Origin of the sequence: Burkholderia sp. BCC1999, assembly GCF_905339975.1 — a bacterium.
In the GTDB taxonomy this organism is placed as follows: domain Bacteria; phylum Pseudomonadota; class Gammaproteobacteria; order Burkholderiales; family Burkholderiaceae; genus Burkholderia.
Genome location: NZ_CAJPHP010000028.1, coordinates 1 through 14,698 on the forward strand (window position 1 = coordinate 1; position 14,698 = coordinate 14,698).

The 14,698-nt window shown below is 65.9% G+C and carries 12 protein-coding genes; 9 read left to right on the top strand and 3 right to left on the bottom strand.

Going from position 1 to position 14,698, the window contains the following annotated elements:
- From U5809_RS30210 to U5809_RS30240, 7 genes are all read left to right on the top strand, one after another.
- On the top strand, positions 1-2,434 hold a 2,434-nt coding region (locus tag U5809_RS30210), incomplete at its 5' end, for a YadA family autotransporter adhesin (protein ID WP_322089192.1).
- Between the two features lie 124 nt (positions 2,435-2,558).
- Positions 2,559-3,221 (top strand): OmpA family protein, encoded by a 663-nt coding sequence (locus U5809_RS30215; protein WP_176048464.1) that lies wholly within the window; start codon positions 2,559-2,561, stop codon positions 3,219-3,221.
- A 382-nt stretch (positions 3,222-3,603) separates the two neighbouring features.
- Entirely contained in the window at positions 3,604-4,749 is a 1,146-nt protein-coding gene (locus U5809_RS30220; RefSeq protein ID WP_322089193.1) for a DUF2827 domain-containing protein, read from the top strand.
- A 14-nt stretch (positions 4,750-4,763) separates the two neighbouring features.
- The gene (locus U5809_RS30225) at positions 4,764-5,918 is read left to right on the top strand and encodes a DUF2827 domain-containing protein (RefSeq protein WP_322089194.1); all 1,155 of its coding nucleotides are present in this window, start codon (positions 4,764-4,766) and stop codon (positions 5,916-5,918) included.
- A 26-nt stretch (positions 5,919-5,944) separates the two neighbouring features.
- A complete protein-coding gene (locus tag U5809_RS30230; protein ID WP_322089195.1) occupies positions 5,945-6,412 on the top strand; it encodes a DUF4019 domain-containing protein in 468 nt (155 codons plus the stop codon).
- A 31-nt stretch (positions 6,413-6,443) separates the two neighbouring features.
- On the top strand, positions 6,444-7,580 hold the full coding sequence (locus U5809_RS30235) for a DUF2827 family protein (RefSeq protein WP_322089196.1): 1,137 nt from the start codon (positions 6,444-6,446) through the stop codon (positions 7,578-7,580).
- Between the two features lie 24 nt (positions 7,581-7,604).
- Positions 7,605-9,578: an FkbM family methyltransferase gene (locus tag U5809_RS30240; RefSeq protein ID WP_322089197.1), complete on the top strand. Its 1,974-nt coding sequence runs from the start codon at positions 7,605-7,607 to the stop codon at positions 9,576-9,578.
- 98 nt (positions 9,579-9,676) lie between these two features.
- Here U5809_RS30240 and U5809_RS30245 read toward each other — a convergent pair whose 3' ends face one another.
- The 3 genes from U5809_RS30245 to U5809_RS30255 all read right to left on the bottom strand — a co-directional run bounded on the left by U5809_RS30245 (position 9,677) and on the right by U5809_RS30255 (position 12,870).
- Complete coding sequence (locus tag U5809_RS30245; RefSeq protein WP_322089198.1) at positions 9,677-10,093, bottom strand: hypothetical protein; 417 nt, start codon at positions 10,091-10,093, stop codon at positions 9,677-9,679.
- Between the two features lie 46 nt (positions 10,094-10,139).
- Positions 10,140-10,943 carry an EAL domain-containing protein gene (locus U5809_RS30250; RefSeq protein WP_322089199.1) on the bottom strand — a complete coding sequence of 268 codons (804 nt, stop codon included), beginning with the start codon at positions 10,941-10,943 and terminating at the stop codon, positions 10,140-10,142.
- A 784-nt stretch (positions 10,944-11,727) separates the two neighbouring features.
- Positions 11,728-12,870 carry a DUF2827 domain-containing protein gene (locus U5809_RS30255; protein ID WP_322089200.1) on the bottom strand — a complete coding sequence of 381 codons (1,143 nt, stop codon included), beginning with the start codon at positions 12,868-12,870 and terminating at the stop codon, positions 11,728-11,730.
- Between the two features lie 277 nt (positions 12,871-13,147).
- Here U5809_RS30255 and U5809_RS30260 point away from each other — a divergent pair, with 277 nt between their 5' ends.
- Positions 13,148-13,342 carry a hypothetical protein gene (locus tag U5809_RS30260; RefSeq protein ID WP_322089201.1) on the top strand — a complete coding sequence of 65 codons (195 nt, stop codon included), beginning with the start codon at positions 13,148-13,150 and terminating at the stop codon, positions 13,340-13,342.
- Complete coding sequence (locus tag U5809_RS30265; protein WP_322089202.1) at positions 13,339-14,658, top strand: galactosyl transferase GMA12/MNN10 domain protein; 1,320 nt, start codon at positions 13,339-13,341, stop codon at positions 14,656-14,658. Before U5809_RS30260 ends, U5809_RS30265 begins: the two co-directional genes overlap by 4 nt.
- The last annotated feature ends 40 nt before the right edge of the window (positions 14,659-14,698 follow it).

A 14,698-nucleotide genomic window follows, 5' to 3' on the forward strand; every position in this document is an offset into this window, starting at 1 on the left:
CTCGCTGTCGACCTCGACCTCGACCGGTTTGTCGTCCGCCAACAGCTCGATCACTTCGCTGTCGACTTCGACGTCGACGGGTCTGTCGTCGGCTAATAGCTCGATCGATTCGCTGTCCACGTCGACCTCGACCGGCCTGTCGTCGGCTAACAGCTCGATCACTTCGCTGTCGACCTCGACGTCGACCGGCCTCTCGTCGGCTAACAGCTCGATCACCTCGCTGTCGACCTCGACCTCGACCGGCCTGTCGTCGGCCAACAGCTCGATCACCTCGCTGTCGACTTCGACCTCGACGGGCCTGTCGTCGGCTAACAGCTCGATCACCTCGCTGTCGACCTCGACGTCGACCGGCCTCTCGTCGGCGAACAGCTCGATCACGTCCCTGTCGACCTCGACCTCGACCGGCCTGTCGTCCGCCAACAGCTCGATCACGTCCCTGTCGACGTCGACTTCGACCGGCATCAACTCGCTGTCGACCGGTCTGAGCACGACCAACAGCACGGTCACCTCGCTGTCGACCTCCACGTCGACCGGCCTGTCCTCGGCCACCAGCTCGATCTCGTCGCTGTCGACCTCGACCTCGACGGGCCTGTCGTCGGCCGCGAGCTCGATCACGTCCTTGTCGACCTCGACCTCGACCGGCATCAGCTCGCTGTCCACCGGCCTGAGCAGCACGGAGAGCACGATCCTGTCGCTGTCGACCTCGACGTCGACCGGCATCGGCTCGCTGTCCACCGGCCTGAGCACGACGAACAGCTCGGTGACGTCGCTGTCGACCTCGACCTCGACCGCGATCAACGCCGCGAAGACGCACTACTACAGCGTCAACGACAACGGCACGCAGCAAGCCAACTACGACAACACGGGCGCAACGGGCACCAACGCCCTCGCCGCCGGCGTGAACGCCAGCGCGGCAGGCGCCAGCAGCGTGGCTGTCGGCGACGGCTCGAACGCACAGTCGGCAGGTGCGGTCGCCATCGGCCAGAACGCATCGGCAACGGGCGGCAAGGCCGTGTCGATCGGCTCCGGCAACACGGCGTCCGGCGACGGCGCGGTCGCGATCGGCGACCCGAGCATCGCAACGGGCACCGGCGCGGTGGCGATGGGCGCGAACGACACGGCGACCGGCAACGGCGCAGTGGCGCTCGGCAACGCGAACACGGCAAACGGCGCCAGCGCGCTCGCCCTCGGCAGCTCGAACCAGGCCACCGCGGACAACACGATCGCGCTGGGCAGCCAGTCCACGGCCAGCGCCACCGGCGCACAGGCCTACGGCTCGGCCGCCAAGGCCACGGCCGCCGACGCGCTCGCCTTCGGCACGAACGCGCAAGCGAACGTCGCCAACTCGGTCGCACTCGGCGCGAACTCGGTCACGGCTGCGGCCGTCGGCACCTCGAGCGCCACGATCGGCGGCGTCACGTACTTCTTCGCGGGCAGCTCGCCGGTTGGCGTGGTCAGCGTCGGTGCACAGGGCCAGGAACGCCAGATCACGAACGTCGCCGCGGGCCGGATCTCGGCCACGAGCACGGACGCGATCAACGGCAGCCAGCTGAACGCGACGAACAACGCGGTCAATGCACTGTCGACCTCCACTGCGTCGAATGTCGCGTCGCTGTCGACCGGCATCAACTCGCTGTCCACGGGCCTGAGTGCGACCAACAGCAACGTGGCTTCGCTGTCCACGTCGACCTCGACCGCGATCAACTCGCTGTCGACCGGCCTGAGCTCGACGAACAGCAACGTCAACTCGCTGTCGACGTCGACCTCGACGGGCATCGGTTCGCTGTCCACCGGCCTGAGCACGACGAACAGCAACGTGGCCTCGCTGTCGACCGGCGTGACGAACATCAACAACTCGTTGAACTCGCTGTCGACGACGATCAACAACAACACGATTCGCGCCAACAACAGCAACGGGATCGCCGCCGACATGAACGGCAAGGGCACCGACCTCCCGACCGTCACCGCCGGCTCGAACTCGGTGGCGATCGGCGCGAATTCGAACGACGGCGGCCGTTCGAACGTGGTGTCGGTCGGTAGCGACACGCAGCAGCGCCAGATCACGAACGTCGCGCCGGGTACGCAAGGCACCGACGCGGTGAACGTGAACCAGCTGACGCAGGTGCAGACGACGCTGTCGACGGCACTGTCGGGCCAGCAGACGCAGATCAACTCGCTGGGTTCGCAACTGCAGCAGACCGACCAGATGGCGAAGCAGGGTATCGCGGCCGTCGGCGCGATGGCATCGATCCCGCAGCTCGATCGCGACGCCAACTTCGGGATGGGCGTGGGTACGTCGACCTTCCTCGGCCAGAAGGCGATGGCAGTCAACATGCAGGCCCGCATCACGGAGAACCTGAAGGCGTCGATCAACGGCGGCTTCAGCGGCGGTCAGAAGGTGATCGGCGCCGGCATGCTGTATCAGTGGAAGTAACGCGTCGCGCCGCCAGGCCGCCCGGCTCGCCAGCCGGACGGCCGGCGGCGGCCCCGACGGCCGGACGAGCCCGCCGCGCAACCCGTGGCGGGCTTCAGTCAACCCAAGCATTGAGGATGTAACCGTGAACAAACTCGCTCTTGCGCTCGCACTTTCCGCAACGGCCCTCGCCGCGTGCTCGACCGCATCCGGCCCGACCTACAGCGCTTCCGAACTGCAGCCGCGCGACGGCGTGCGCACGTTCCAGGTGGACTGCCACGGCCTGCTGTCAGGCCCGCAGACGTGCATGAAGGCCGCCCGAAAGATCTGCGGCGACCAGCCCGTGCGCGCCGTCGACTCGGCCCGCGCGCTGCGCGACAAATCCGATCCGGCCACGCTGGTCTTCCAGTGCGGCGCCGCGCCGGCCGAAGCGGCCTCGGCCGCCGAACCGGCGACCGCCGTCGTCGAACAGGTCAACCTGTCGGGCGACGCGCTGTTCGCGACCGACCACGCGACGCTCGCGCCGACCGCGCGCGAATCGCTCGACCGCCTGCTGAGCGAGCGCAAGGACCACACGTACTCGCAGGTGAGCGTCACCGGCTTTACCGATTCAGTGGGCAGCGACGACTACAACCTCGCGCTGTCGAAGCGCCGCGCCGAATCGGTCGCCGCCTATCTGAAAGCGCACGGCCTGAAGACCGACGCGCTGACCGTGTCGGGCCGCGGCAAGGCCGATCCGGTCGCATCGAACGCGACGCCCGAAGGCCGCGCGAGCAACCGCCGCGTCGAAATCCGGCTGCAGCACTGAGCAGCCGGCCGCCGCAGGTGCGGCGGCCGATCCGGCAGGCCGCCAGCGCCGCGCCGGACAACGCGGGCGCCGCATCGCCGGTGCCCCGCTCCCGTGGGCCGGCGAGTATGTCAAAGTTCGTCACGTCCTGCCAAAAACGGCGGTTTCCATGCCACAATCGCCGCAGACAGTCGCCGGGGCAGCCTGCCCGAATCGCGCGCCGTGCCAGGCGCGCCCGACGACACGCCGGAATCCGGCTGCCGCCCTCGCGAACCACGTCGCCCGATTCGCCTGCCGCAACGCACCGGCGCGAATCCAACCATGACAACCCACGGCGCGCCGCTTCCAGGCCAGACGCTCGACGCGATGCCCGGACGCACGACGCCGCAGAGGAAACCAACCGGTGACGGACATCAATGAAGCCGCCGCGGGCGGCACCCGCAAGCAACGGCCCGCCGTCGGCATCTCGCTGTTTGCGCGCGACGGCCAGGCGATCTGGGAAAACGGCATTCACCAGAACATCGCGTTCCTCGCGATGATGCTCAAGCGCTCGGATCGCGTCGGCCCCGTCTATTTCCTGAACGGCGGCGATGCGAACGCACTGCCGGCCGGCCTCGAACTCGACGGCCTCGACATCCCGCTGGTGAAACCCTCCGACGTCACGCACGAACTCGACGTCGTGATCGAAATGGGCGCGCAGCTGCCCGTCGAATGGCTCCGGCACATGAAGGCGCTCGGCAAGAAGATCACCGCGTTCTTCTGCGGACACGTCTATGCGGGCCTGTGCGAAACGCCGATCTTCGGGAAACCGTCCGGACACGTGTTCAACGGCGCGCCGTTCGACGAAGTGTGGCTGCTGCCGCAATACGACAAGACCGCGGCGCCGATGCTGCAGACCATCCTGCGCGCGCCCGTCCACCTGATGCCGCACATCTGGTCGCCGTACTTCCTCGAGCGCCGCGTGGCTGCGCTCGCAAGCGAAGGCGCGACGTTCGGCTATCGGCCGGGCCAGCGTCCGTGGCGCCTCGCGATGCTCGAACCGAACATCTCGGTCGCCAAGTCCTGCCACTACCCGATGCTGGCATGCGACGAGTTCTACCGCGCGCGGCCGGACGCGGTGCAGCACATGTTCGTCGTCAACGCGATGCACATGAAGGAGCATTCGACCTTCGTGCACTTCGCGAACAGCCTCGATCTCGTCCGCCACCACAAGGCGACGTTCGAACCGCGACTCGACCTGCCGGGCTTCATGGCGCGCCACGCGGATGCCGTCGTGTCGCACCACTGGGAAAACGGCCAGAACTACCTGTATTACGACGTGCTGTACGGCGGCTATCCGCTGATCCACAACTCGACGCTGATCGGCGACGCCGGCTATTACTACCCGGACTTCGACTCCGCCGCGGGCGGCCGCGCCCTGCTCGACGCGTGGCTGCATCACGACGAACGCCTCGACGATTACCGCGCGAAAGCCGGCCGGCTGCTGCAGTCGGTCTCGATCGACAACCCCGCGAACCTCGACGCGTTTGTCTCGCGTCTGGTCGCCTGAACCGGAGCATACGCATGTCGGACTCCAATGCCCGTCAAGCGCCCGGCGAGGGCAAGCGTCTCGTCGTCGGCGTTTCGCTGTTCGTGCGCGGCGCCGGCCAGTCGCTGTGGGAAAACGGCATTTTCCAGAACTGCCTGCTGCTGATCCTGCTGCTGCGCCAGTCGCCGCTCGTCGCGGAAGCCGTGATGGTGAACGGCGGCGAACAGGTCGCCGATCCGCAGATGATGCTCGGCGAGTGGGACGTGCCGCTGCTGTCGATGGACGAAGCGCTGGAACGCTGCGACGTGCTGATCGAAATGAGTGCGCAGTTCGGCTCGGACTACCTGCGCGCATTCCGCGACCGCGGCGGCAAGGTCGTCACGATGCGGGTCGGCAACGACTACGTGATCGACATCGAACGCGCGATGTTCAACAAGCCGTCGGGCTTCCTGTTCTCGGGCGCGCCGTACGACGCCGTGTGGACGATTCCCGAGTTCGAGCGCTCGTGCCTGCACTATTACCAGACCGGCCTGCGCGCGCCGGTCACGATCGTCCCGCACATCTGGCATCCCATGCTGTTCGACAAGGCACGCGCGACACTCGGCGCGGGCCTGACCTTCGGCTATCAGCCCGGCAAGCCGCGCTGGCGCGTGACGATGTTCGAGCCGAACATCTGCATGGTGAAGACGAGCATCATCCCGATGCTGGTCACGGAAGAGGCGTACCGCGCCAATCCGAAATTCCTCGAATACGTGCGCGTGTGCAACACGATCCACCTGAAGGAGCATACGACGTTCGTCCACTTCGCCAAGAGCCTCGACATCGTGAACCACGGGGTCACGACGTTCGAGAGCCGCTACGCGGTGTACGAGTTCATGGCTGCGTACGGCGATGCGGTGGTGTCGCACACGTGGGAAAACGCGCAGAACTACCTGTACTACGAGTTGCTGTACGGCGACTATCCGCTGATCCACAACTCACCGTTCCTCGGCAAGGCCGGGTATTTCTATCCGGACTTCGACTGCCAGGCCGGCGGCCGCGCGCTGCTGCAGGCGTTCACCGAGCACGACGCGAATCTGGAGGCGTACCGAGAGCAGTCGAAGCACGTGCTCAGCTCCGTGAGTATCTACAACCCCGAGAACGTCGCCGCCTATACGGACGCGATCGCCACCCTCTATCGCGACGCGTGACGCGCCGCCTTCTTCCGGACTCCGACATGACCGCACGCACGCCCCTCACCCGCGCCAAATGGCTGATCGGTTGCGCCTTCGCTTCGATCGCGATCGGCGCGCATGCACAAGCCGACGGCGAATCGGCCGACGCGCTGCTCCGCGACTCGGACGCCGTGTTCAAGCAGCTCGACGCCGGCCAGTACGGCGCGGTGTGGACCGACGCTGCCGCATTCGTGAAGGCGCGCATCAAGCAGGACAAGTTCGCGTCGGACATGCAGCGTGCACGCCAGTCGGTCGGTACGGTCCGCCATCGCGGCTGGGCGCAGATCACGCGGATCCGCTACACCAATGCGTCGACGACACCCGATGGGCTCTACGCGAACGTCGACTACGTCACCACGCTGACGAGCGGCGCAATGGCCTACGAGAAGCTGAGCTTCCGCCTCGAGGACGATGGCCGCTGGCACATGACCGGTTATGTGCCGCGCCAGTCGCAAAACTACACGCCGTAACCCGCGCAACGCCTCGCACCACGGAGCCATCATGAAACTCAATGTCGCGATAACGATGAACGTGCAGCGCGACGCGACGCAGTCGATCTGGTACAACGGCGCGAACCAGCATTGCGTGTACCTGTACATGCTGCTGAAGCAGTCGCCGCTGATCGGCGAAGTCTGGCTCGCGCACGACAACGGCATCACCGAGTATCCGCAGGCGCTGATGATGGACGCGTTCGGCGACGCGCTGCGGCCGCTGTCGGCCGTCGTCCACCAGACCGACCTGCTGATCGAGATGAATGCGTTCATCGATCCGTCGCACACGGACGTCGTGCGCCAGCGCGGCGGCAAGTGCGTGTCGTATCGCTTCGGCAACGACTACGTGATCGCGGTCGAGACGATCAACTTCGAGAAGAACGACTGGCGGCCGAACCCGCACCGCGTGCAGTTCGACGAGATCTGGACCAACCCGCAGCACATGCACACGTGCGCGGCCTATTTCCAGGCCGTATATAGGGCGCCGGTGATCGAACTGCCGCATATCTGGTCGCCGTATTTCATCGAGCGCAGCCTCGACGCCGATCCCGAACTGAAGGCGCGCTTCGGCTACCGCAACCATGGCCCGGCCAAGCGCATCGCGTTCTTCGAGCCGAACCTGAACGTCGTGAAAAGCTCGATCGTGCCGATGCTCGCCGCGAACGCGTGCTACGTCGAACACCCGGAGCTCGTCGAGCACGTGTACATGACCAACACGTTCGACAAGAAGGAAAACGTCGCCTTCAAGCATCTCGCCCTCGGGCTCGAGATGGTGCGCGACGGCAAGGCGACCGCCGACGTGCGCGCGCCGTTCGTCGCGTGGGCCGCGCATCACACCGACATCGTCGTGTCCCACCACTGGGAAAACGGCCTCAACTACCTGCTGTACGACGCGCTTTACGGCAACTATCCGCTCGTACACAACTCGCCGTTCCTGCGTGACGTCGGCTACTACTACCCGGACTTCGAGATCTTCGATGCGGCGCGTGCAATCGCGACCGCCGCGCAAACGCACGACACGCGGCTCGACGACTACTCGGCCGCGGCCCGCCGCTGCCTGCATCAGGTCGACACGCTCGCCGAGCACAACGTTCGCGCTTACTCCGGGCAGATCCAGCAGTTGTTCGCCGGTCGCGCACTCGGCTGACCTCATTCGTCCACGCTACCGCCCATGAATCAGACCGTCCGCAATTTCGTCGTGATCGATTCGATTCACGGTCCGTTCGTCATCAACCGGCACTGCGCGCATCAGGCCGAGGCACTGATCAAGACGGGGCGGCCGCACATCCAGGTCGAGCTCGACGCGATCATGCACGTGATCGACCAGTTGCCGGACGATGCGATCGCCGTGGACGGCGGCGCGAATGCCGGGCTCGTATGCGTGCCGATCGCCCATCGGTTGCGTGCGCGCGGCGGCCGCGTGTACGCGTTCGAACCGCAGCGCACGCTGTTCCATGCGCTCGGCGGCACCGTCGCGCTCAACCAGCTCGACAACGTCCACCTGCTGAACATGGGGCTGGCCGGCGCCAACGGCACGATGAAAGTCCCCGACGTCGACTACGGGCAGGACGCCGACTTCGGCCAGGTCTCGCTCGTCGACGCGCACGCGGAAGGCGGCACGCCGACACTGGTCGTCAGGCTCGACTCGCTCGGCCTGCCGCGGCTGGATTTCCTGAAGCTCGACATCGAAGGCATGGAGCTCGACGCGCTGCGCGGCGCGCGCCGGCTGATCGAGACGCATCTGCCCTGGTGCTGGATCGAATACCGGAAAGTCGGCGAGGCGCCGATCATCGCCACCTTTGCCGGCCTCGACTATACGTTCTACCGGATCGACTCGCTGAACCTGCTTTGCGTGCCGAATATGCGCTGGGACCCGCAGCGGCTGGCCATCTCGGTCGAGCAGGTCACGATCGAAGCGACGGCCGAAACCGATCCGCGCCACCCGGCAGCGCCCGCCGCCGACACCGACGCGCCCGAAACGAACTGGAACCGCGCGCTCGACCACGAGTCGCGCTGCGAGTGGGGCCATGCAATTGCACGCTGGCAACGTGCGCGCGGACGCGGGCTCGATGACGATGCGATCGCGCTGCAACTCGCGTCGTGCTACGGCTTCGCCGGTGCGCCCGATGCCGGGCTGGCGGCACTCGAGCGCTTTGGCGATCCGGCCGCGCTACCGGACGCGACGCGCGGCCGCATCGAGCTGGCGCGTTCCGAGCTGCTGCTGCGCGCCGGCCGGCGCGACGAGGCAGCCCGCGCCACGATTGCCAGCGAAAACGTGCTCACCGCCGCGCAGTTCGGGCTGCCGACGGAGCGGCTCTACCAGGGCCAGCCGCTGCACGGCAAGCGGCTGCTGGTGCTCAGCTACGGCGGCGTCGGCGACCAGCTCCAGTACGCGCGCTACCTGGGCGCGCTCGACACGCTCGGCTGCACGAGCGTGACCGTCGTCGTTCCGGACGCGCTGACGGGCCTGCTGCGTCACACGTTCCCGCACATCGAATTCATCGGTGCGCACGGCGCGTGGGTCGACACGTCGCAGATCGCGCACGACTACTGGTGTTCGTTCCTGGTGCTCGCCGCGCAATTCGGCTACGCACCGGCGCCCAATGGATCGGCGACCGCGTACCTGTCGTGCCCGCCCGCACACGCCGCCAAGTGGCGCGAGCGCGTGCAGCGCGACGGCCATGCCGCCGGTACGCGCCGCATCGGGCTCAACTGGCGCGGGCGCGACGAAAGCGACGCGCGCTTCCATCGCGCGGCCAGCCTTCGCGACCTCGCGCCGCTGACGCGGATGCACGGCTACGCCGCGTACTGCATCAACCGGGATCTTTCCGCACAGTCCGAGCAATCGGACCTGCCGGTGACGTTCCCGCAACACGCGATCGGCGACTTCAGCGACCTGGCGGCGCTGATGCTGGCGCTGGATGCCGTGGTGACCACCTGCACCGCGCACATCCACCTCGCCGGCGCACTCGGCGTGCCGGCCGTGCTGCTGCTCAGCCCGAAGGCCGATGCACGCTGGGAAATCGGGTCACGCACCGCGCTCTATCCCGGCATCCGGATCGTGCGCGCCGCGCACGTCGGGCAATGGGACGACGCGGTCGATCGCGCGATGGCGCTGGTGCTCGGCGGTTTCGGGAAGGATTGAGCGACGGGATGCGAATCGGGGCCGCTGTGTGCGGATGATGCCGGCGCGGGCCGCGCGTCTCGCGCTGCGCCGGGGCCCGTGACGGGCGTGAACAGGCGCTAGACCAGCACCCGATCACCGCTCTGTGCGGCGAACGTACGGCCATGCCACCGGCCCATCCGCGCGAGCACTGCGAAGCAACGCGCCGCCGGCCGGCTGACGCCGCCAGATGGCTTGACGAGACTATCGGACACGCCGCGTGCGATCGCCGAATCGTTGCCGCACGCGCCGGCAATGACACCCGCGTAATAGTGCCGCGCCGCCAGTTCGCAGCCGTTGGCATCGAGCGGCTTCATCCGCTGAATGCGACGCGCAATGGCCTTCAGGCCGTCGAGATACGGCGCGACGTCGATCGGCACATCGGTCGACTCGGCGCCCAGTTGCCACAGCATGTCGGCCAGCTCGGCGATCGCGACCAGCTCGCGCGCATCGGTTGCCTGCGTGCCCGTTCCGACTCCGGCCTTCGTCCCCGCCATGCCACACCCCTTTGCGATTCGTCCTGCTGCACCTGCTCTCGCGCCGTCACGCGGCGGCCGGCGACCGCCATGAAAAGCGGATGCCCTGCGCCCAAGCGACACCGGCATCCAAGATGATCTGCCGGTCGATCTCGCTCTCCACGCCTTCGACGACGACGTGCCGCGCCCCTTCGTGCGCGAACGCGATCAACCTGCGGAACTGGTAGCGCCCGATCGCGTTGCGTTTGATCATCGACAGGATCGACCGGTCGAGCTTCACGATGTCGGGATTGCCGACCACCAGACTGTTCAATGCGCTGAAACCGACGCCGAAATCGTCGATCGCGATCCGGCAACCGGCCTGCTGGAAGCGGTTCACGAACGACCGGCCCGCGACAGGGTTCAGCGGCCCTGTCTCCGTGATCTCGACCACCAGCCGCGCCGCCACCGACGGCTCGCGCTCGAGCCGTCTGAAGATCGCCAGCCACGCGTCGTCGACGACCGCGCTCACCGCCCCGACGTTGCACCCGTACACCGCAGCCGGATCGGCGCGCAGCGCGTCGATCGTCCGGCCGACCACGAGCCGGTCGAACCAGCGCATCAGCCCGAGCGCCTCGAGGCGCGGCAGGAACGCGAGCGGCGGCAGCGCATCGCGCTCGCCCCACCGCAGCCGCGCCAGGCGCTCCTGGTACAGCACACCGCCCGACAGGTCGGCCCGGCACACCGGCTCATGTGCGAACCCGAGCCGGCTTTCCACGAAACTGCGTACCGACGCGAGGTCGGCATGATGGTCGGGGGCGCCGAACACGAGATCGATTTCGTCTCGATTCGCTTCCCGATTCGCCTCAAGGCGAGCTTCGACCGCATTCATCCGGCGCTCCGGCAAATGGCGAGCCGCCGATCGCGGCTCGACCTCAACAAATATGCGGAGCAAACCGATCCTGACGCGCTCCGCCGCCTACCCGGCCCATCCTGTTATGTCGATTTTTTCCGGGAGCGTACTTTTCGCTTCGGCGCGCCGTCAAATTCGATATTTTCAACGATATTCAGTAACTGCCAATACACCATGCACGAACCATGTCGACAGTGCGACAGGTTACACAACACAAAGTACGAAACCCCGAATCCAGATCGTTTATTTTCGCCACTCAGACAGCTTTATCCGAATCCATTTCTTTCACGATATTACAGCACTGCAAATCGGGAAATCATTAATTGATCAGACAAATACAGGCCCGAGAAATGCCGCGAACCCGTGATGAACGAGCTTGCAGCAACGGCTTCCAGCTCGGGCCGCCATCCAGCGAAAACCGGCCGCCGCTCATCATTCGATCATCGCAGCATTCAATTTTCACGTCTCAAACGACATTATTAAATCTCAAAACAGAATCCACTGCGTGGAATCAATAATATCAAGTTTTATTTATGTGATGATTATGGATTGAAACATGTTTAACAATCTTCAAGACTTGTTAACCTATAAAATTATTTCTGACGGACTTCCCTCGGAGCCGTCAATTTCGTGCCTTCAAAACCGTCGAACCGATCGGGTTCGACGGTTTCTTTTTTAACGGCATTATTTCGTCAGACATTAGGGCGGGACAACCCCGATGGCGGCCGGCGGCGCAATGAATGTCCGCCGTGGAAAATCGGCCTTATACGGCCGATGCGCCGATCAGGTTCGCGAGCAGCCCGTCGTATTCGGCGACGAGCGCCGGATTCGCCGACGTATAGCGGCCGAGGATCTCGCGCTGGCGCCGCGTGTACGCTTCCCAGTCGTCGTCGTGCGTATGCAGCGCACGCAGCAGCGCATCGGCGCCCTGCTGCACGTCGTTGTCCGGATAGTAGTAGCCGAGATCGGGCGCAAGGCTCGCGTTGTGCACGAGCGGATAGCCCTGCCAGCACACGTCGAAATAGAAGTAGTTCAGCGGATTCGACCACTGGTGCGACACGACGATGTCGGTCAGGTCGGCCAGGAACAGCGGCGTCTCGAAGCGGCCGACGAAGCTCGCCTTGCCCGCGCGCACGATGTCCAGGTAATTCATCAGCATCACGAACTCGGGGCTGTCATGTGCGAGATGGAGGGCGTTCGTCACGTGCGTGAAGCAGATCGCGTCGGGGTCTCGCCGATACGCTTCGTCGATGATCAGCATCGGATACACGCAGAACTTCACCACGTCGTGGTTCGGCTCCATCACCGTCAGCCGCTTGCCGGGCTCGCTGCGTGGCCGGTATTCACCGTGCCCGGGCAGCGACGCGGCACGCGCGCTCAGGAACATCGGATCCCACACGAACGGCACGACGCGCCCCGGGCAGCGGCGCAGCGACTGCAGGAACGGCAACGACGAGGGTGCGATCTGCGGAATCGCCCACACCTCGTCGTAGCCGCGGTTGATGAACAGCGAATCCCACAGTCGGCGGCCGAACAGCATCGATTCCATCACGTTGATGTACTCGACGCCGCAGCAGTAGCTGACGAGCTTCGCGCCGCGCGCCTTCAGGTAGGCCGTCTGCTCCCCGTTGACCTGGCCGCCGAGTTCGATCACCACGTCGAGCGAATCCTTCATGTCGTCGAACGTGCGCGTGTCGAAGACGCTGCGATCCCAGGGCAGCGCATCGGTGAGCGGCACATCGGTGGTGTTGACCAGCGTCACGCGGTAGCCGTGCGGCGACGCCATCAGCAGCTTCGCAAGAAACAGCGCGTTCTGCTTGATGCCGTTGATCCACAGGCTTTCGTCGGGGGCACGCAGTCCGATCGTGATACCGATGCGCAGGCCGTTCAGGACAGGAGACGTCATCGTCGGCAGGATGGAAGGTTGGAGAGGAGTGGCATGGCGCAGTGTAGCGCGCGAAGCGCCGCCCGCGTCAAGCGGCGGCGACCAACCCGGCATTCTAGCGGAGCACCGGCCGCACACTGTCAGGGATGGTCAGCGCCCGCCCCGGCCGTGCAAATCCGCCGGACCGTTATGCGATACTCGTGCCACCCGCCGCGCCGCCAGTCGGCCGGCTTTTCCGGGGGCTCGAACGGGCAACACACGACCACGCCACACCACGATTACAAGAAAGGCTGACAGAATGGACCACGATGCCGCGCAAGTCTTCCGGAAGATCCACGACGAACGGCGGTGGCACTCGCAGGAAAGCGTGTCCGGGTGGGGTCCGCAGCTGAACAATACCGCGCAGGCCATTCGCGAGCTGCCGGGATTGCTGCGCCGCTTCGGCGAACGCTTGCGGCGCAGGCCGCTTTCCCGCCTGCGGAGCGCGCGATGATCGTCCTCAGCCATTTCAGCCAGCCCGCACCCGCCAGCCTCGAGAATCACCGCTGCTACGCGCAGGTGCACGGCTATCGCCACGAGATCGTCGACGCGTCCGCGATGCCGCAGGCCATGCCGTTGCGGCCACTGTACCGCTACGAATCGTTGCTCCAGGTGCTGCGCCACGCGCAGCCCGACGAACTCGTGCTGCTGCTCGGCGAAGATGCGGCAATCATCGAGCCCGTCGCGCTCGAGCGCCTGATGGCCGGGCGCGACATGCTGCTGGTCGACGCGTTCGCGCCGCCGCTGCCGCAGGTCGACGTGCAGATCTGGCGCAACACCGCGGACGTGCGCGCGATCGTGATGCAGCTCGTGCAGCGCTGCAAGCTCGGCAGCGAGCCGAGGCCGACGTCGGAGGCCGCGCTGTTCGCCGGGCTCGACACGCATCCCTACATGACATTGATCGACGGGCTGTACGCCGTCATGCCGTGCGGCCCCCACCTCGATCCGATGTGGAGCCGCGAACCGACGTTCGCGATCAGCATCGACGACACACCTCACGATCCCGAACGCAAGGGCGCGACGCCGCGTTTCCGCGACATGCTCGTCGCGTACATCAATCGATGCCGCGCCGCCGGCCAGCCGATGTTCTCGTTCGATCACGACGTCGCCGCACCGGACGAAGCCGCCGAGCGCTGCACGTACAACCCCGGCCGCCCGATCGCGCTGATGATGCTGTACACGCCGAATATCGGCAGCTACGCACGCGTCGCCGAGCGCAATTTCCGGCGCTACTGCGATGCGCACGGCTACACGCTCTACGTGCATCGCGACATTCCCGCCGAGATCGGGTTGAACGCGACGGGCAACTGGTTCAAGCCGTGGCTGCTGCATGCGTACCTGCAGCATCATGACTGGGTCGTGTGGCTCGATGCCGACGTGCTGATCGCGAACCAGCACCAACCGCTCGAGCCACTGCTCGAAGGGCGCGACTGGCTGCTCGCGCAGGATATCGGCCAGTGGGCGTTCAACTCCGGCGTGATGGCATTCCGCCGCACCGAACGCAACGACGCGATGCTGCGCGACCTGATGACGACGATCGCCGCGCTGCACGACCGCTCGAGCGTCTATGCGAGCGACGGCGACCAGTTGCATTTCATTCGCGCGATGGCGCACGACGGGCAGTTGCACGGCGAAGGCGTGACCGATCTCGTCAGCTTCAACACGCCCTGGCTGTTCCGCCGTGCGGACAGCTACATCGTGCATTACTTCGGCATGTGGTCCGCGATGCGCGCGCTGGTGATGGCGCACGACGACGGCCTGCTGCGCTGACGCCACCGCTTCGGCATCGATACCTCGAAGGCGACGCGCC